Source organism: Brevundimonas sp. FV1ye4L, from assembly GCF_058681255.1.
The window spans coordinates 1,723,915-1,741,271 of sequence record NZ_CM178734.1 but is presented as its reverse complement, the minus strand read 5'-3'; the positions used below and the strand labels follow the sequence as shown (position 1 = coordinate 1,741,271).

General features: G+C 67.4%; 18 protein-coding genes. 12 read left to right on the top strand and 6 right to left on the bottom strand.

Annotated elements, in window-relative coordinates; genetic code table 11:
- Positions 1 to 268: 268 nt before the first annotated feature.
- A complete protein-coding gene (locus tag ACW17X_RS08430) occupies positions 269 to 1,252 on the bottom strand; it encodes a sensor histidine kinase (protein WP_492096735.1) in 984 nt (327 codons plus the stop codon).
- A gap of 94 nt (positions 1,253 to 1,346) precedes the next feature.
- Positions 1,347 to 2,414, bottom strand: a complete 1,068-nt coding sequence (locus ACW17X_RS08425) for an alpha/beta hydrolase (protein WP_492096734.1) — start codon at positions 2,412 to 2,414, stop codon at positions 1,347 to 1,349.
- Here ACW17X_RS08425 and ACW17X_RS08420 point away from each other — a divergent pair.
- Positions 2,413 to 2,604 carry a hypothetical protein gene (locus ACW17X_RS08420; RefSeq protein WP_492096733.1) on the top strand — a complete coding sequence of 64 codons (192 nt, stop codon included), beginning with the start codon at positions 2,413 to 2,415 and terminating at the stop codon, positions 2,602 to 2,604. The genes ACW17X_RS08425 and ACW17X_RS08420 overlap by 2 nt on opposite strands.
- A gap of 10 nt (positions 2,605 to 2,614) precedes the next feature.
- Here the strand turns inward: ACW17X_RS08420 and ACW17X_RS08415 are convergent, their stop codons facing one another.
- The 3 genes from ACW17X_RS08415 to ACW17X_RS08405 all read right to left on the bottom strand — a co-directional run bounded on the left by ACW17X_RS08415 (position 2,615) and on the right by ACW17X_RS08405 (position 8,011).
- Entirely contained in the window at positions 2,615 to 4,441 is a 1,827-nt protein-coding gene (locus ACW17X_RS08415) for an ABC-F family ATP-binding cassette domain-containing protein (protein WP_492096732.1), read from the bottom strand.
- Positions 4,442 to 4,508: 67 nt separating this feature from the next.
- The gene (locus tag ACW17X_RS08410; RefSeq protein WP_492096731.1) at positions 4,509 to 6,314 is read right to left on the bottom strand and encodes a J domain-containing protein; all 1,806 of its coding nucleotides are present in this window, start codon (positions 6,312 to 6,314) and stop codon (positions 4,509 to 4,511) included.
- On the bottom strand, positions 6,305 to 8,011 hold the full coding sequence (locus ACW17X_RS08405; RefSeq protein ID WP_492096730.1) for an Hsp70 family protein: 1,707 nt from the start codon (positions 8,009 to 8,011) through the stop codon (positions 6,305 to 6,307). Before ACW17X_RS08405 ends, ACW17X_RS08410 begins: the two co-directional genes overlap by 10 nt.
- A 123-nt stretch (positions 8,012 to 8,134) precedes the next feature.
- Between ACW17X_RS08405 and ACW17X_RS08400 the strand changes: the two genes are divergently transcribed.
- From ACW17X_RS08400 to ACW17X_RS08355, 10 genes are all read left to right on the top strand, one after another.
- Positions 8,135 to 8,713, top strand: coding sequence for a TetR/AcrR family transcriptional regulator (locus ACW17X_RS08400; RefSeq protein ID WP_492096729.1), 579 nt, complete (start codon positions 8,135 to 8,137; stop codon positions 8,711 to 8,713).
- Positions 8,710 to 9,048 carry a DMT family transporter gene (locus ACW17X_RS08395; protein WP_492096728.1) on the top strand — a complete coding sequence of 113 codons (339 nt, stop codon included), beginning with the start codon at positions 8,710 to 8,712 and terminating at the stop codon, positions 9,046 to 9,048. The genes ACW17X_RS08400 and ACW17X_RS08395 overlap by 4 nt, the downstream gene beginning before the upstream one ends.
- Positions 9,049 to 9,154: 106 nt before the next feature.
- A complete protein-coding gene (locus ACW17X_RS08390; protein WP_492096727.1) occupies positions 9,155 to 10,201 on the top strand; it encodes a cache domain-containing protein in 1,047 nt (348 codons plus the stop codon).
- Positions 10,202 to 10,233: 32 nt separating this feature from the next.
- A complete protein-coding gene (locus ACW17X_RS08385) occupies positions 10,234 to 10,707 on the top strand; it encodes a YcgN family cysteine cluster protein (RefSeq protein WP_492096726.1) in 474 nt (157 codons plus the stop codon).
- A 233-nt stretch (positions 10,708 to 10,940) separates the two neighbouring features.
- Entirely contained in the window at positions 10,941 to 11,228 is a 288-nt protein-coding gene (locus ACW17X_RS08380; RefSeq protein WP_492096725.1) for a spike base protein, RCAP_Rcc01079 family, read from the top strand.
- The gene (locus ACW17X_RS08375; RefSeq protein ID WP_492096724.1) at positions 11,225 to 12,355 is read left to right on the top strand and encodes an SGNH/GDSL hydrolase family protein; all 1,131 of its coding nucleotides are present in this window, start codon (positions 11,225 to 11,227) and stop codon (positions 12,353 to 12,355) included. The genes ACW17X_RS08380 and ACW17X_RS08375 overlap by 4 nt, the downstream gene beginning before the upstream one ends.
- 37 nt (positions 12,356 to 12,392) lie before the next feature.
- Positions 12,393 to 13,547 carry an acyltransferase family protein gene (locus ACW17X_RS08370; protein ID WP_492096723.1) on the top strand — a complete coding sequence of 385 codons (1,155 nt, stop codon included), beginning with the start codon at positions 12,393 to 12,395 and terminating at the stop codon, positions 13,545 to 13,547.
- A gap of 54 nt (positions 13,548 to 13,601) precedes the next feature.
- A complete protein-coding gene (locus tag ACW17X_RS08365) occupies positions 13,602 to 14,756 on the top strand; it encodes a phage portal protein (RefSeq protein ID WP_492096722.1) in 1,155 nt (384 codons plus the stop codon).
- On the top strand, positions 14,753 to 14,980 hold the full coding sequence (locus ACW17X_RS08360; protein WP_492096721.1) for a hypothetical protein: 228 nt from the start codon (positions 14,753 to 14,755) through the stop codon (positions 14,978 to 14,980). Before ACW17X_RS08365 ends, ACW17X_RS08360 begins: the two co-directional genes overlap by 4 nt.
- Before the next feature lie 155 nt (positions 14,981 to 15,135).
- Entirely contained in the window at positions 15,136 to 15,534 is a 399-nt protein-coding gene (locus tag ACW17X_RS08355) for an HK97 family phage prohead protease (protein WP_492100455.1), read from the top strand.
- Here ACW17X_RS08355 and ACW17X_RS08350 read toward each other — a convergent pair.
- The gene (locus tag ACW17X_RS08350; protein ID WP_492096720.1) at positions 15,503 to 15,931 is read right to left on the bottom strand and encodes a hypothetical protein; all 429 of its coding nucleotides are present in this window, start codon (positions 15,929 to 15,931) and stop codon (positions 15,503 to 15,505) included. The two genes, ACW17X_RS08355 and ACW17X_RS08350, sit on opposite strands and share 32 nt — an antisense overlap.
- Before the next feature lie 161 nt (positions 15,932 to 16,092).
- Here ACW17X_RS08350 and ACW17X_RS08345 point away from each other — a divergent pair, with 161 nt between their 5' ends.
- On the top strand, positions 16,093 to 17,319 hold the full coding sequence (locus tag ACW17X_RS08345) for a phage major capsid protein (protein WP_492096719.1): 1,227 nt from the start codon (positions 16,093 to 16,095) through the stop codon (positions 17,317 to 17,319).
- Positions 17,320 to 17,357 lie beyond the last annotated feature (38 nt).

Below are 17,357 nucleotides of genomic sequence, written 5' to 3'. Positions count from 1 at the left end.
CCGCCCGTTACGATCCGAAGATCGCCCGATCACGCTGGGTCGTAGAGCCGGGCCGGTTCGCTTGATGCCGAAGTCTCCCCCGATTTCCGCGCCGCCGTGTCCCTCGGCCTGTTGACGGTCTCGCGAAACCCGGTATGAGGCAAGCGTCCGAACTCGCGCCGATGTGCATGATTGGCCCGGCGGCGGTGGACAAGCCTGTGAACATCGGTGGACGGATTGAATTCGCTTTTGCGGATCATCGTTTTGTCTTGTCCACAGAAACAGGATGTCAGTGCTCTGGCGTCCCGGGATAGCTGAGAACGCAGAGCGCGCCGGGGCCGGCGTCGATGATGCTGAAGCGGCCGTGAAGCTGTTCAGCCAGACCCAGGACGATCCGCAGGCCCAGGCTGCGTCCCTTGGCGGGATCGAAGTCCGGTGGAGGGCCGGCGCCGTCGTCGCGCACCTCCAGCCGGCGTTCGGACCCTTCCTCATACAGGCGGACGTCGATGCGGCCGGGCCGGTTGGGGAAGGCGTGTTCCAGGGCGTTGTTGACGCATTCCAGCAGGATCAGGACGACCGGCGTCGCCTCCTCCGCCGTCAGGGCGTGGCGGGCTTCCTGAACCACGACGGTCACGTCGGTGCGGCCTGCGGCGTTCAGGGCGTCGCAGACCAGTCGGCGCGCCAGGTCGTCGAAGGGCGCGGCCGCTCCGTCGGCGTCGAGCAGGCTGCGCTGGACATTGGCGATCATGGCAGTGCGTGCCGAGGCCTCGGACAGGGCGCGGCGGGCGGCGGGATCTTTTGACATCCCGGCTTCGAGCCGCAGCAGGCTGCTGACGACCTGGATATTGTTGGAGACGCGGTGCTGGACCTCTTTCAGCAGCAGGTCTCGGCTCTCGGCCAGGGCGGCGTTGCGCGCCACTTCGCGTCGCAGATTGTCGGTCGCGGAGTTCATGCCGATGATGAAGAAGATGTCGACGGCGACGACGAAGACATAGAAGGCCAGGGCGAGGCCGGTCGCCGTGCTCCAGTCGAAGCCGGGCGCCCCGATCCAGAACCACCAGGCGCTAAGGCCCGACAGGACGGCGGTTAGAACCGCCGGCCACAGGCCTGCGAAATAGGCGGCGACAACCACGGCCGGAAAGAAGGTCAGGTAGGGGAAACCGGGCGGAAACCAGTCGGCCAGGGCCATGCGGACGCAGAAGGCCGTCAGCCAGGCGCAGATCGCCAGGCCGTAGCCATAGATCGGATTGCTGCGAAACCACGCCGGATTCAAAAGCCGCTTCCTTTTCTTCCCTGCGTATGGACTGCGCGGCGGTGAAGGTTTCTGCGGTAAGGGAAATCCCTCGGTGCGACAATCGTGAAATGATTCAGGTTGTGAGCCGGCTGCTCAGCCAGGCGCGAACGGCGCTGCGGGCGCCACGGGCGGCGGGACCTCCGAAGTGCAGGAATCCGTGGGGCGTCTCTGGCACGCGGATCAAGTCGGCATCGGCGGCTTCGCCCCATCGGGTGGCCATCAGCAGGCTGTCCTCAAACAGGGGATCGTACTCGCCGGCCAGGAAGAGGGCAGGGGGCAGGCCGGTCAGGTCAGCGTAGAGGGGCGAGACGTCGGGCCGGCGAAGGCCCGCCTCGTCGCGGTCGGGCGCCAGCCGTGCCAGGTCGGCCTGCATGGTCGGACCGTTGAACAACAGGGTGTCCGGGCCGGCGGAACGGACGCTTTCGGTCCCCGACAGATCAAAGACGCCATAGGTGAAGACGCAGCCCGAAACCCGGTCGATCAGGCCCTGGTCGCGCAGGGCGATGGCGGTCAGGGCGGCGAGGTGGCCGCCGGCGGATTCGCCCGTAAGGAAGACGGTCGCGGCGCCCAGGCGGTCGATATTCGTGACCGTCCAGTGGGCGGCGGCCAGGCAGTCGGCGATAGCAGCGTCGATATAGACCTGGCGACGCTCGGACAGCAGGCGGTAGTCTACCGAGACGACGCAGAAGCCGTGACGCGCCAGGTGGGCGTTGAGCCGGTCGTTCAGACCCGCGCTGCCCAGAACCCAGCCGCCGCCGTGGATGTCCAGCACGACGGCGCGGGGAGGCCCCTCCGGGCGGAGGATGCGCAGGGGAACGGGGTGGTCGCCGTCGGTCTGGAGGATCTCTACCGTGACGCCGCGTTTGCGCAGGCGCGGCACAGTGACGGCGCCGGCGGCGGCGTCCAGCCAGAGCGACAGGCGTTGGCCGGCCTCGATGCGCCAGGCGTCGGTGCGAAGGCGCGGCGCGCGGGCCAGGACGGCGTTGATCCGCCGCACCGCCGCCTGCTGGGGCGGGGGGAAGTCGACGACGTGGGTGCGCAGGGTCATGCTGCTGGAGTGGGTGAGGGCGGGTTTGGTTTCAAGGGCGCGGGCGTCGGCCAATTCGCCAAAGGCCGAAATCCGCCGTAAGGTCGGCGCCATGAAACGGCTCACACCCTTTGGCGTCTTGCTGATCTTTGGCCTGATCGGTCTGCTGACCAAGAATTTCGGCCTTTGGTTCGCCTTCGGGATTGTCGCCTTCATCGTCGTCGGCGTCATGCAGAACCGGCGCGAGGCGCCGAAGCCTGCCGAACAGGACGGTGAGGCGAAAGACGGCAAAACGGGAGTTTAGGCCGCGACCCTCACCCCGCCAGGGCCGCCTTCTTCTCTTCCAACTCCAGCCATTCCAGTTCGGCGGCCTCAAGGTCGGCGCGGGCCTTGTCGGCGGCCTTCATGGCGGCGTCGAAAGCCTTGGGATCTCGGGTGTAGAGGGTGGGGTCAGCCAGGGTGGCGTCGTGTTTGGCGATGACGGCGGGAAGACTGTCGATCAGGGCCTCCAGCTCCTTCAGGCGGTGGGCGTCCTTGAAGGAGAGTTTGGCGGTCTTTTTGACGGCGGCCTGGGCGACGGCGGGCGCGGGGTTGTCGGCGGCGCGCTGGGCGGCGGCCTTGTCTTGGGGACGGGGGTTGGAGCCGGGCTGGAGGAAGCCGGGATTCTGGCGGATGAAGTCGGTCCAGCCGCCGGGGGTTTCGACAATGTCGCCCCGCCCGTTCAGGGCCAGGGTCGAGGTGGACAGCCGGTCGATGAAGTCGCGGTCGTGGGAGACCAGGATCAGGGTGCCGTCATAGCCCTCGAGCAGCTCTTCCAGCTTGTCCAGCGTGTCCATGTCCAGGTCGTTGGTCGGTTCGTCGAGGATCAGCAGATTGGCCGATTTCGCCAGGGCGCGGGCCAGCAGCAGGCGGTTGCGCTCGCCGCCCGACAGGGTCGAGATCGGCTGGCGCAACTGGGCCTCGGAAAACAGGAAGTCCTTGGCGTAGGCGGCGACGTGTTTGGACACGCCGCGCACCAGGATCGAGTCGCCGCCGCCCGGCGTCAGGGCGTCCCACAGGGTCATGTCGGACTTCAGCCCCTCGCGGGACTGGTCCAGATAGACGGATTCCAGATTGGAACCCATGCGGACCGTGCCCTCGTCCGGCGGCAGTTCGCCCAGCAGGGTCTTGACCAGGGTGGTCTTGCCCGCGCCGTTGGGGCCGACGATGCCCAGCCGGTCGCCGCGGATGATGCGGGTGGTCAGGTCCTTGAACAGGGTGCGGCCGTTGAAGCCCTTGGACACGCCCTTGATCTCGGCGACCAGCTTGCCCGAGGTCGAGCCGGAATCGACGCCCAGATAGAGTTCGCGCGGGGCGTCCTTCATCTTCTCGGCACGTTCGGCGCGAAGGGCGTTCAGCGATCGGGCGCGGCCCTCGTTGCGGCTGCGGCGGGCGGTGATGGAGGAGTAGAAGGTGGCGGTCTCGCGCTCGATGGTCTTGGTGAGGCGGCGCAGGGACTCGGCCTCTTCCTCCATGACCTTGGAGGACCATTCGTCGAACTCGACGAAGCCCTTGTTCAAGGTGCGGACGCGGCGGTTCTCCAGCCAGTGGACCGTATTGGTGACGCGGTTCAGGAAGGCGCGGTCGTGGCTGACGACCAGAAGGGCGAGCCGGGCCTGGATCAGCTCGTTCTCCAGCAGTTCGATGGCCAGGATGTCGAGGTGGTTGGTCGGCTCGTCCAGCAGCAGCAGATCGGGCTCTTCAGCGAAGGCCTTGGCCAGGGCGGCCCGGCGGGTTTCGCCGCCGGACAGGCCTTGGGTCGATTTTTCGGGGTTCAGGCCGAAGGTGGCCAGCCAGGCTTCGGCGGTCCAGGTCTCGGCCTCGCCCGACGAGGCGTAGTCGAGCAGGGTATCGCCGGTGATCACCGGCTCCTGCGGCACATAGGCGAAGCGGACGGCGGACTGGACCGAACGGTCGCCGCTGTCGGGCTCGATCAGGCCCATGACCACCTTCATCAGGGTGGACTTGCCGGCGCCGTTGCGGCCGACGAGGGCCGCACGGCTGCGCGGTTCGACCGCGAGGTCGACACCGTCGAAGAGGGGGCGCTGGCCGTCCTGAAGGCGAACGTCCTTGAGTGCGACGAGGGGGGGTCTGGCTGCCATGGGCGGCCATATAGAGGAGGGGAGGGCGATCCGCCATCCGCTGACTTGGATAGGCCGTGGTCGTCGATCATGCGCCGAGCGAACGCGGTCTCGGCTTTTGCTTCTGTTTGACGAACAGCCCGATCCTGTCGCCCAGGGTGGTCAGGGCGATCAGCCCGCCGATCCAGGCGCCGCCCCAGGCGAAGAGAGTGGACCCCATGGTCTGAGCATCGGTCTCCGACCCGGAAAAGGATACGACGGCAAGAATGACGACGCCGATCGGCGTCGCCCAGCGCCTTATCCGCAGCATGGAGAGCGACTGGTGCGCCGAGGCCAGGATGCCGCCAGCGGCCGCTAGATAAAGGACGGCGACCGCCAGGGGCACCACCGGAAGGACATCGGAGGCCAGGGCCAGGGCGGCGCCGGTCGCCGCCAGGCTGATAAGGCCGATGTCGGCGGTGCGGCGCGTCTGGGGCGTCGACGACGCGCGGCGGGCCAGGTGGACGGCGCCCATGGCGAACAGCAGCAACAACAGCCAGAGAGAGATCCACAGCATGGGGCGGGCCGGCAAGGCGAACTGGGTGACGATCCACAGCGGCAGGAAAACCGGCGGCCAGGTGAAGAGCCATTGCAAGCGTGTCTTGAAGCCGTCGTTGTCCAGGACGATTGCGGCCCACCAGACAAGAGCCGCACTGATCGGGCCGATGCTGATGATCAGAACCCCCGTGGTCGCGTCGGACAGGCCTGGAGGGACGAGGGCGGCCACAAGCGCAAGACCGGCCGCCGCGACGGCCCAGCCGCAGGAAATCCAGAAGTCGGAGCTCCGCCCGGACTGCGATAGTCTCCAGCGCGGCAGAATGAGGAGGTAATGGCCGGCCAGAACGGAAAGGAGGCCGCCGATCAGGCCGCCGGCAATCATGATTAGGGGAGGCACGGTCGAACGCCCAGCTCCATTCTGCACCGCAGCGATGAGGGCGCAGACCGCGACCGGTATGATGACCACGGCCAGGCTGGAAAGGCCGAAACGCGGTCGCGACAGGTGTTCGCGCCACCAGGCGATGGAGTCGGGGTTCAGATAGTTGAGGACGTAAGGCGTCTCGTAGTCGATCCGGGCCAGAAGATCGCCGATCTGCTTGCGGAAATCTGGGCTGAAGCGGGCCGCCACGCGATCCTTGAGCCTGATGGGCGCGGCCAGGGCGACGAAGGAGGCGTGGGCCGGGTGGCCGGGACTTCTCAGGCGCTTGAGCGTGTCCAGATCCTCGCGATGTTGAAGCGCGCCGAGCCCTGGGCTCCAATGTTCGCCGACCGGGCGGCGATCCCAGCCGAAGAAGGCCACAGTCGGTTCGACCAGGACGGCGAAGGCGGGGCTGCGCTGGGCCGCGAGTTGTCCCAGCCAGTGTTCCGTCGACTGGTGGGTGTCCAAGGCGCCGAGGGCGCGCGAATGGAAGACCTCGATCAGGGCGTTGAGGATCAATTCCTCGTCGAAGGTCGGGCGATTCAGGGCGGCCAACAAGGCGTCGCAGCGTCGTTGATGCTCGGCGCGGTCCGCCTGATCGCGCGCTATTTCGCCTGCCAGAACATCATCCGCCGCAATGGCGTCCAAGGGCGTTGCGTCCCTGTCCGCCGGCTGGTCCTCATCGACGGGCTGAGGGAGATCGGCGGCAGGCACGGCGCCTGACGCCGCCTCGGGCGCCGCGCTTTGTGCGCCTTGCCAGGCGGCCTGCCGGGCCCGGTGCAGCGCCTGCTCGTAGGCGTCCCGCAGGGCCTGAAAGCCTTGGGGGTCGTCCTCGGGATGGACGATCTTTAGCCGGCGCGCATAGGCGCGACGAATCTCACGCTCATCGGTGGACGGCGAAATCGCCAGTTCGCGCCAGATCGAACGGTCTACAGCCACGTGGCGCCCTCGAATTGGTCGAGAACCTGAAGCAGTTCCTTGCGGGCGTGCTCGATCTCGCGCGGGTCCTGTCGCTCCAGAATAAAGCTGAACCGATCCATGTGCTGGCCGATGAACTGCCGCTGATCGCCCAGAGAGTCCTCGAAGCAGCGGGCGGCTCGGGCCAGGGCGGCGCGGTTCAGGTCTGCGTCGCGCGGGTGATGCTTCAGTTCGGCGAGTTCGGCTCGACGCCTGGCAAACTCGGGCGCTGTCATAGTCTCTTCGTCCGCGATGATCAGTTCCCGCCGTTCGCCCGTTGCGGGGACATGGACGTCCACTTCGAGCAGGCCATTGATGTCGTAGGAAAAGCGCACTTCCACCGCGATTTCGCCGGCCTTGCCGGAAGGCACTGCAATTTCCACCTCGCCTAGGCGGATGTTGTCCACAACGGCGCGGGACTCCCCCTGATAGATCGGCAATTTCACGAACTTCTGGTTCGCCTCCATGGTCGAATAGATCTGGACGCGGCTGGCTGGGATGACGGTGTTCCGTTCGATGATCGGCGAGAACACGCCGCCGCGGATCATGTTGCCCGGCCCGCGCTCGCTGACCTCTACGCCCAAGGTGTAGGGGCAGACGTCGGTCAGGACGACTTCCTTAAGGGCGACGTCTCGGGCCTTAAGGCCAGCCTGGACGGCGGCGCCAAGGGCGACGGCCTGATCCGGATCAACGGCGTTGGAGGGGAAACGGCCGAACATCTTGGTCACGGCGCGGCGAACGAGAGGCATGCGTGTCGCCCCGCCGACCATGACGATCTCCTTCAACTGACCCGCGTGCAGACCGGAATCGCGTAGCGCGCGTAGTACGGGATCGCGCATTCTGGTCACCAGACCAGAACACAGGGTGTCGAAACGATCGGCAGTGAAGAGATGTTCGAACACCTGGTCCTTCCAGGTCACCGACATGACGACCTCGGCGCTGTCGGTCAGGCCGCGTCGCGCCCGCTCGGCCGCCGCACGGATGCGTTCGCGCAGAACGGGATCAGCCCTGTCCTTGGTCGAAATGAGATCACCGATCGTCTTGCCGAAGTCCTCGATGAGCACCTGATTGAAGTCCTCGCCTCCCAGGCGATTGTCGCCAGTGGAGGCGCGCACCTCGATCACGGCCTCGAAGATTTCCAGAACGGAGACGTCGAAGGTGCCGCCGCCGAGGTCGAAGACCAGGAATAGGCTCTGGTCATCCAATTCATGGATGCCATAGGCGAGGGCGGCCGCGGTGGGCTCGTTCAGCAAGCGCTCGACCTTGAGCCCCGCCAGTTCGCCTGCGCGACGCGTGGCCTTTCGCTGCTTGTCATTGAAGTAGGCTGGCACGGTGATGACCGCCTCGGTCACCGGCTGCCCCAAGAAAATCTGGGCGTCTTCGACTAGGCGGCGCAGGACCAGGGCCGATAGTTCCTCCGGCGAAAAGCCTCTTTGGCCCAAGCGCGTGAAGCGGTTGGAGCCCATGTAACGTTTGAATGCGGTCGCCGTTAGGGACGGATGGGTCGATTGTCGTTCCCGAGCCCCGAGACCAACAAGGATTTCGCCCGTTGCCTCATCCAGGCTGACCGCAGAGGGAGTCAGGAGATGACCTAGACTGTTGGGGATCAGTTCCGCCTTGCCGTCACGCCATATAGCGACCGCGCTGTTGGTCGTCCCCAAGTCAATGCCGATGATCACGCGTAACCCCCGATTACTGCAACGCTTCTCTGTAGTGGTCAGATCCTTCGGGCATCAAGTCGAAGATTGATGGGCGGTGGATTTTCATTTTGGCACGTACCGTCCGGTTGGTATGTAGTGGCTATGAGCACCATCACACGCCGACGCGCCCCCGAAGACACTCGGGCCCAGATCATCGAAAAGGCGCTGGAGGTGGCGGCCGAACTGGGGGCGTCTGGTTTTACGCTGGATGCGGTGGCGGCGCGGACGACGGTCAGCAAGGGGGCGCTGCTGCATCATTTTCCGACCAAGATCGCCCTGTTGGAGGGGATGATCGACCATTTGGGGCAGATGCACACCGACGGCATTCTGGCTGAGGCGGCGCGGGACCCGGAGCCCTATGGCCGCAGTGCGCGGGCCTATCTGCGGGCGACGGTTACGGAGCCGGTGACGCCGCAGGACGTCAGCATCGGCCGGGTGGTGATGGCCGCCTGCGCCATCGAGCCGGCCCTGGCCCAGCGCTGGCGGACCTGGATCGACCGGGTGAAGGTGGATGATCCCAGCGATCCGGTCGGGGCGGACGACGCCTTGATGTTGCGGCTTTTGGCCGATGGACTGTGGGTGTCAGACCTGTTCGGGGTGCATGACGTGTCGCCCGAGCAGCGGCAGGCGCTGCTGTCGCTGTTGACGCCCGGCCATCCTATCAGGGCTAACGAGGCATGAGCCCCCTTACCTGGGGCGCGCTGCTGGGCGCCATCGGGCTGGAGGTCGTGGGGACGACCTTGTTGCAGCAAAGCCAGCAGTTCAGCCGGCCCTGGCCGACGGCGGGGATGGCGATCTGTTACGGCCTGGCCTTCTATTTGCTGTCGGTCGCGCTGAAACAGATGCCGGTGGGGATCGCCTATGCGATCTGGAGCGGGCTGGGGGTGGTGGCGATCTCGGTGATCGGGGCGTTGGCCTTCCGCCAGAGGCTGGATCTGCCGGCAGTGACGGGGCTGGCGATGATCGTCGGCGGGGTCGTGGTGATCAATCTGTTTTCAAAGACCATTGTTCACTGAATCATGGTTAGAATGCGTTAAGTTTTAAAGCCTTAGGTGTTGCGGCATCTTCGGCTTCGCCCTCCCTCCCTCTGGCGCGCCAAGATGGGCGAGGTGGGGATCTCAGATGAGCGATGTGGGCGCGGCCGCCAGGCCGGAGCGTATTCTCGAGTTGTCCGAGCGGCTGAACCTCGTGGCGGGCGAGAAGATCGGGGAGATCGCCTCGGTCAACCGAGCCGCCAAGATGCTGGTGGTCAACGCCCAGGTAGTGGCGGCGCGCAGCGGGGATGCGGGGCGCAGTTTCATGGTCGTGGCCGAAGAGTTCAAGCGGATTTCGGGCCAGATCGACGATGTGGCCGGGGCGCTGGAACAGCAGGTGCGGGGCGATCTGACGGAACTGTCGGCTATCGGCGGGGCGATCCTGGGTCAGCTGCGGGGGCAGAGACTGGCGGACCTGGCGCTGAACGCCATCGAGATCATCGACCGGAACCTGTATGAGCGGACCTGCGACGTTCGCTGGTGGGCGACGGACAGCGCGGTAGTGGACTGCGTCGCCGAACCCGACGCGGCCGAGGCCGAGCACGCCAGCCAGAGGCTGAAGGTCATTCTGGACGCCTATACCGTTTATCTGGACCTTTGGATCTGCGACCGGAACGGCGTGGTCGTGGCCAATGGACGGCCGGATCGCTATGGGGTCCAGGGGCAGTCGGCGCGGGACATGTCCTGGTTCCGCGACGCCATGGCGACGAAGTCGGGCGATGATTTCGCGGTGGCGGACATCGCGCGGCTGGAGGCGCTGAACGGGGCGCCCGTGGCGACCTACGCCACCGCCATCCGCAAGGGCGGCCTGGCGAACGGGGCCGTGATTGGGGTGTTGGGCATCCATTTCGACTGGCAGAGCCAGGCGCAGACGGTGGTGGACGGGGTGCGGCTGACGCCCGAGGAGCGGGCCCGGACGCGGGTGCTGTTGCTGGACCAGAAGCACCGGGTGCTGGCGGCCTCCGACGGAGTCGGAGTCTTGAGCGAGACGGTGAAACTGGATGTCGGCGCGGGCGCCATGGGCAGCTATTCCAAGGGCGACCGGACCGTCGGCTATGCCCGCACGCCCGGATACGAGACCTATGAGGGCCTGGGATGGTATGGGTGTCTGGTTCAGGACGCGGCCGCCATCTGATGGCCGCATCCGTCGACTAGGTGCGCCGTCCCATGCTTTCCGTTCCGTCCTCCGTTCCGCCCTATTGGGAAACCAAGACCCTGGCCGAGATGTCTCCGGCCGAATGGGAGGGGCTGTGCGACGGGTGCGGCCTGTGCTGCGTGATCCGGTTCGAGGACGAGGATTCGGGCGAGGTGATCCCGACGCGTGTTCACTGCAAGCTGTTTGATTCCCAGGCTTGCTCCTGCTCGGACTATGTAAATCGCAAGGCCCAGGTCCCAGATTGCATCAAGCTGACGCCGCACAATATCGAGGCGCTGCAATGGATGCCCAAGTCCTGCGCCTATCGCCGGCTGCACGAGGGGCGGCCGCTGGCGGCCTGGCATCCGCTGATCTCGGGCGATCCGGAGACGGTGCATACGGCTGGGGTGTCGGTGCGCGGCCAGACGATCTCGGAACTGTCGCTGGCCGAGCCTGAGGACGCGCTGGATTTCGAGGCGCCCGAGTGGGCGGTCGAGCGAGGCTGACGGCCGCGGCCTGATAGGTTCGCGGCGGCTTCTATTACAATGACGCTGGTCTGAATTGTTGGACTTCAAAGGCTTGTGCTTTTGTCGCGGCTGTTTGCGCGCCTGAGGACGCTGTTGCGGTACTGTTTGGGCATGGCGGGAAATAGCGATGAGCCGGGCGGGTGATCCCATCCGATCTCGTGCGCGGCCCGTTCCTCCGGTGGGAGGTGATCCACTACATCCAGGAGAGAGACATGCCGGCCATAGCGGAGCGGGACGGGTTGCTGAATCATGGGCGGGACGCCAGCGGGCCGGGGCGGCGCGCGGCGGTGGTGACGCCCAGCGATACGGACGATCTGACGACCTACGCCAAGGCGCTGTATGTCGGGGCGGCGGGGAATGTGCGGGTGCTGACGGTCGGGGGCGAGGACGGGGAGGCCGTGACCTTCGTCAATCATCCGGTGGGGTGGTTGCCTGTGCAGGTGCGGCGGGTTCTGGCCACGGGGACGACGGCGGCCCAGGTCGTGGCGGTGTTCGATTGAGCCTCGCGATCGAGGCGAGGACGGCGGCGCCAGGCGGGATGCTGGCGCCGTCGCGGCTGGGCTTCGATGTGCCCGACCTGCCGCGCTGGTCGGCGGCGGTGCGCGGGATGCTGGCGGGGGTGGGGGACGCGCGGCTGCTGGTCGTCAGCGACAGCGTGGCCCAGGGGTTCGGCGGCGTGCCGGGCGGGTGGACGCCGGATGGGCGAGGCGCGGCTTGGCCGAAGCGGCTGGCGGATCTGATGCGCGCGGGCGGGCTGCCGGCCTCGGCGGCGTCGCTGGTCGGGGCGGGGGCGGGCGATCTGGCGACGGGAGGATACGGCGCCTATGATCCGCGCGTCAGCCTGGGGAACGGGTGGAGCGTCACGACCCTGGCCAGCCTGGGCGGGCGGCTGTTCACCACGCCGGACTGGGGAACCGAGACCTGGGCGTTCCAGCCGGACGGGCCGGTGGACCGGTTCGACCTCTATGCGGTGTGCAACACGGCCCTGGGCGTGATCGCGGTCGAGACCGACGGCGTGGTGCGGGCGACCATTGACACGCTGAAGGCGCCGGGGCTGGAGCGGCATACGGTCCGTTTCCCCGAGACGACGGGGCCGATTTCGGTGCGGCGGGCGTCGGGAGGCGCGGTCTTCATCGCCGGGGGCGTGGCGTGGACATCCGAGCTGCGGCGGGTGCAGGTGATCAACGCCGGCTGGGGCGGATCGCGCGTGGCGGACTGGACCACGACGGACCAGGCGTACCGGGCCTATGGGGCGTTGCCGGCGGCGGGGGCGGATCTGACGGTGATCTGCCTGACGATCAATGACTGGAACAATGGGACGGCGGTCGCGGCCTATCAGGCCAATCTGGGGCTGCTGGTGGAGCGGGCCCTGATCAGTGGCGATGTGCTGATGATGGCGGGGACGCCGTCGGACCCGGCCCAGGGCAAGGCGAGCTACGCCACGCAGCAGGCCATTGCGGCGGCGGCCGTGGCGGTGGCGGCGGAGAAGGGATTGGCGGCGCCCATCGACGGGGCGGCCCTGTTCGGCGGGACGTTTGCGCCGGGCCTGATGTTCGATTCGGTCCATCCCAATGCGGCGGGCCAGGCGCGGATCGCACAGGCGGTGCGGGCGCGAGTAATGATCTGAGGTTGGGTCTGGTTCGCGCTGGTGTTATCCGTGACGGATGGGGCGAAGGTTCGACGACATCCAGGTGTTGCGGTTCGTGGCGGCCACAGGGGTGGTGGTCGCCCATGCGGTCGATCTGAGCGCGGGGCGGCTGGGTCTAGAGACTGTGCTGGCAGGCGGGACGGTGGAGGATTTCGGGGCGGCGGGGGTCGATCTGTTTTTTGTGATCAGCGGCTTCATCATCGCCACGACGACGCGGGGCCAGACGGGACTGCGGGCTGCGGGGGATTTCCTGTGGCGGCGGTTCCGGCGGGTGGCCCCCCTCTATTGGCTGTTGTCCTTGCCGATCCTGTTCGGGATGGCGCGGGGCGGGACGCTGACGCCCGATGTGGCCGCGGCGACCTTTCTGTTCTGGCCGTTCAGTGGACTGGTAATGACGTTCCCGGCCCTGGGGGCGGGGTGGACCCTGTGTTTCGAGATGCTGTTCTACGCCGGGTTCGGCCTGGCGATTGCGGGGGGCGGACGGGCCGGATGGGGGCTGGCGGGCGGCGCCGTGGTGGCGGTGGTCGCGGGGCTGGCGGTGGCGACGCCGGTGCTGAGGTTCGTCGGGTCGCCGATGGTGCTGGAGTTCCTGATCGGGGTGGGGATCGCGCGCTGGGGGCGCGGCCTGCCGAGGGTATGGGGGCCGGTCGCGGTAGGGCTGGGCCTGGTCGGGTTCGGGCTGTCGCTGGGGTTTGGATATGGCGAGATCGACGGCGAGGCGGCGCTGAACCAGCCCCTGATCGGGCTGGCGCGGGTGGCGATCTGGGGATTGCCGGCGGGGTTGGTGGTGCTGGGGGCGGTCGTGGGGGAGACGCGGCGGGGGCCAGTCTGGCGCGGGCTGATCTTCATGGGGGAGGCTTCGTATGCGGTTTATCTGGTCCATGTGTTGGTGATCCGGGGGCTGGGTCGGGTGTTCGAGGCGGGCGCGGTCCTGCCGGGGGATGGGGTGGTGGTGCTGACCGTCGGCCTCAGTCTGGCGGCGGGGGCGGGGGTGCATGTGTGGGTCGAGCGGCCGATGTTGCGATGGATGGCGAAGCCACATCTCTCACTCCCCTTCATGGGGAGGGGCGATCGCGAAGCGATCGGGGTGGGGTCCGACAGGACGCGGTTGAAAGACGTTGAGGCTGACGGCGGAGCGCCGGATCGCACGGCCCCACCCGGGCTCGGCTGACGCCACGCCGTCCCTCCCCATGAAGGGGAGGGAGAATTCTTCCAGGAGATTTTGATGGTTTCGATCCGGTGGCCGTTCGGCCAGGCGGGGCGCGTGGGTGCGCCGGAAGAGAAGGCCAGTCGGGCGGCGGTGCTGCTGTCGGGCGTCGGGCGGGCGCGGTGGACGCCCAATGACTACGCCAGTCTGGCGCGCGAGGGGTATCAGAAGAATGCGGTTGCCTATCGCTGTATCCGGATGATCGCGGAGGCGGCGGCCTCGGCGCCCTTTGCGGTGTTTGTGGAGGGGGTGCGGGACGAGGCCCATCCGCTGGCGCGGCTGATCCGCCGGCCCAATCCCGAACAGTCGGGGGCGGAGCTGATGGAGGCGGTCTATGGGGCGCTTCAGGTGTCGGGCAACGCCTGGGTCGAGGCGGTCGGGGACGAGGTTCCCGAAGAGCTGTGGGCGCTGAGGTCCGACCGGGTGAAGGTGGTTCCCGGCCGGTCGGGCTGGCCCGAGGCGTGGGAGTATTGCGTCGACGGACGGTCGATGCGGATCGGGCGGGCGGCGGACGGCTGGGGGCCGGTGATGCAGCTGAAGCTGTGGCACCCGCTGGACGACTGGTACGGACTGTCGCCGATGGAGGCGGCGGCGCAGGGGGTGGATGCGCACAATGCGGCGGGGGCCTGGAACAAGGCCCTGCTGGACAATGCGGCGCGGCCGTCGGGGGCGCTGGTCTATGGGGCGCAGAAGGGCGAGCGGCTGACGGATGGTCAGTTCGAGGCGCTGAAGGCGCAGCTGTCGTCCGCATACGCCGGGGCGGAGAACGCCGGGCGGCCGATCCTGCTGGAAGGCGGGATGGACTGGAAGCCGCTGAGCCTGACCCCGGCCGAGATGGATTTCACCGCCGGCAAACATGCGGCGGCGCGCGAGATCGCCCTGGCCTTCGGGGTGCCGTCGCAGTTGCTGGGGATACCGGGGGACGCCACCTACGCCAACTATCGCGAGGCCAACACCGCCTTCTGGCGACAGACGATCGCGCCCCTGGTGCGCAAGGCGGCCGGGGCGATGACGGGGTGGCTGGAGGGGCGGTTCCCCGGCTGCGAGGTGCGGGCCGACCTGGAGGCCGTGCCGGCGCTGCAGCCTGAGCGGGACGCCTTGTGGGCGCGGCTGGAGGCGGCGAGCTTCCTGACGGATGAGGAGAGACGGCGGATGGCGGGAGTGGAAGGATGAGCGATGCGGTGAAGAAGGCGGTGGCGGCGTTGATTGTCGCGCTGGCGGTTCAGACGGTCGGGGGGCTGGTCTGGGCCGGGGGCGCGGCGGCGCGGATCGCGACCTTGGAACAGCGGGTCGGGGAGCAGAGGCTGGTGGCCGAACGGCTGGCGCGGCTGGAGACGCAGGGGGAGGCGACGGCGGCGGCGGTGGAGAGGATCGAGCGGAGGCTGGAGGGGCGATGAGGGCGTCGAATGATCCCTTCTCCCCTTGCGGGTCGGATGAGGGGTTGGCCGGTCATGGATGGAAGGGCTGGTTTGACCCCTCGCCCGACCGCGCCAGGACGACGGCTGCGCCGCCGTGCGCGGTCTCCCTCTCCCGCAAGGGGAGAGGGGAAGTGGTGATCCAGGGCTACGCCTCCCTGTGGGGCGTGGCGGATCTGAACGGGGATGTGGTCCAAGCGGGGGCGTTCGCCGAGAGCCTGGCGCGGACAGGCGCGCAGGGGGTGCGGATGCTGAACCAGCATGACGCGCGGGCGCCGGTCGGGGTCTGGGACGAGATCGTCGAGGACAAGCGCGGCCTGTTCGTGCGGGGCCGGATCGAGGACTGGTCGGCTGAAGCCCGCTTCGCCGCCGCCCTGAGCCGGGCGGGGGTCATGGACGGGTTGTCGATCGGATACCGGACGGCGCGGGCGCGGATGCAGGGGCGGCTGCGGGTGCTGAGCGGGGTGGAGCTGTGGGAGGTGTCGCTGGTGACCTTTCCGGCCCTCAAAGATGCGCGGTTTTCGGTTTCCGTTTGACTGTCGAAAGCAGCCCCCCGATCGATATGAACAGTAGCGCCAAGGCCATGGCGCCAAGAGTCATCTCGACGGCGTCGTCAACGGCCAGGGTCTGATGCCAAGAACCGTTCGTCCGGGCCAAGAGTGCGAGTTGGCCTATCAAAGCCGCCACGTAAGCGAAGCTCGCAGAAGCCGACGCAAACAACATCGAGCGCAAACGATTGGCGGGGAAGCGTCGGCCCAGCCACCATCCTGAAGCCGATGCCAGTATGGGCAAGAGAAGCGGTGTGATCAGGAAGTTGATCATGCCCAAGACGAGGCCGAGCAGATGGGGCAGCACGCCCAAACTGACCCCGACTGCGATTGCGGCGACAGTCCCGCCTTGGCGAGCGGCTTGTTGATTTTCGCTTGCGATCATAGTCCGGATCCTAGCCAATCAGCACTGGCGCCGCAAACGAGGCGCGTCGCTGTGCAAATGCTGAGAACGGTCGTGACCTTTCCCATGCTGCCGGAGGCGAGGTTCAGCCTCGTCTGAAGAGGTCGGCGCCGGCCGGCGATTTTTTTTCCAACGGAGACATCATGAAAGAGACCAAACAGGCTTCGGGCTCGCCCGAAGCGCACGGCGCCGTGCGCGAGATGATGGCGGCGTTCGAGGCGTTCAAAGGGGCGAACGACGTCCGGCTGGGCGAGATCGAGAAGAAGGCGGTGGCCGATGTGCTGCTGGAGGAGAAGGTGGCGAGGATCGACCAGGCGGTGGCGGCGGCGCAGGCGCGGCTGGATCGGGTGATGAGCCAGAATAGGCGTCCGGCTATCGGCGGCGAGCCCGCCGAGCCGGCGTCGGCGCCAGAAGCCAAAGCGGCTTGGGACGGCTATCTGAAGACGGGCCAATCTGGCGCGCTGGAGGTCAAGGCGGGGTTGTCGGGCGGGGCGACCTCGGGCGGCTATGTCGTGCCGTATGAGACCGAGCGGGCCATCGAGCGGCGGCTGATGGCGGCCTCGCCGATGCGCGAGATCGCCACGGTGCGGACGGTGGCGGCCGGAGTGTTCAGAAAGCCGGTGTCGACGGCGGGCGTGGCCTGCGGCTGGGTGGCGGAGACGGCCGCGCGGCCGGAGACGGACCCGGCGACCTTAGCCCTGCTGGAGTTCCCCTCGGCCGATCTGTACGCCAATCCGGCGGCGACCCAGGCTCTGTTGGACGACGCCATGGTCGATCTGGACGAATGGCTGGCGGCCGAAGTCGAGGACGCCTTTGCGGCCCAGGAGACCCAGGCCTTCGTCAACGGCGACGGTGTGAACAAGCCCAAGGGCTTCCTGACCTATCCGACGGTGGCGGACGCCGGCCAGACCTGGGGTCAGATCGGCTATGTGGCCTCGGGCGCGGCGGGTGGGTTCGCACCGATCAGTCCGGCGGATCGTCTGATCGACCTGGTCTATGCGCCCAAGGCCCAGTACCGGCCGAACGGGCGGTTCGTGATGAACCGCAAAACGGTCTCGGCCGTGCGCAAGTTCAAGGACGCGGACGGCAACTATATCTGGCAGCCGGCGACGCGACTGGGCGAGACGGCGTCGCTGCTGGGTTATCCGGTCACTGAGATCGAGACCATGCCGGACGTGGCGGCCAACAGCCTGTCCATCGCCTTCGGAGACTTCCAGCGGGGGTATCTGATCGTGGATCGGGCGGGGGTGCGGGTGCTGAGAGACCCCTATTCGGCCAAGCCCTATGTGCTGTTCTACACGACCAAGCGCGTCGGCGGCGGGGTGCAGAACTTCGACGCGGTGAAGGTGATGAAGTTCGCGGCCGCCTGACGGCGGCAGTGACGAGTGGCGAGTGGCGAGTGGCGAGA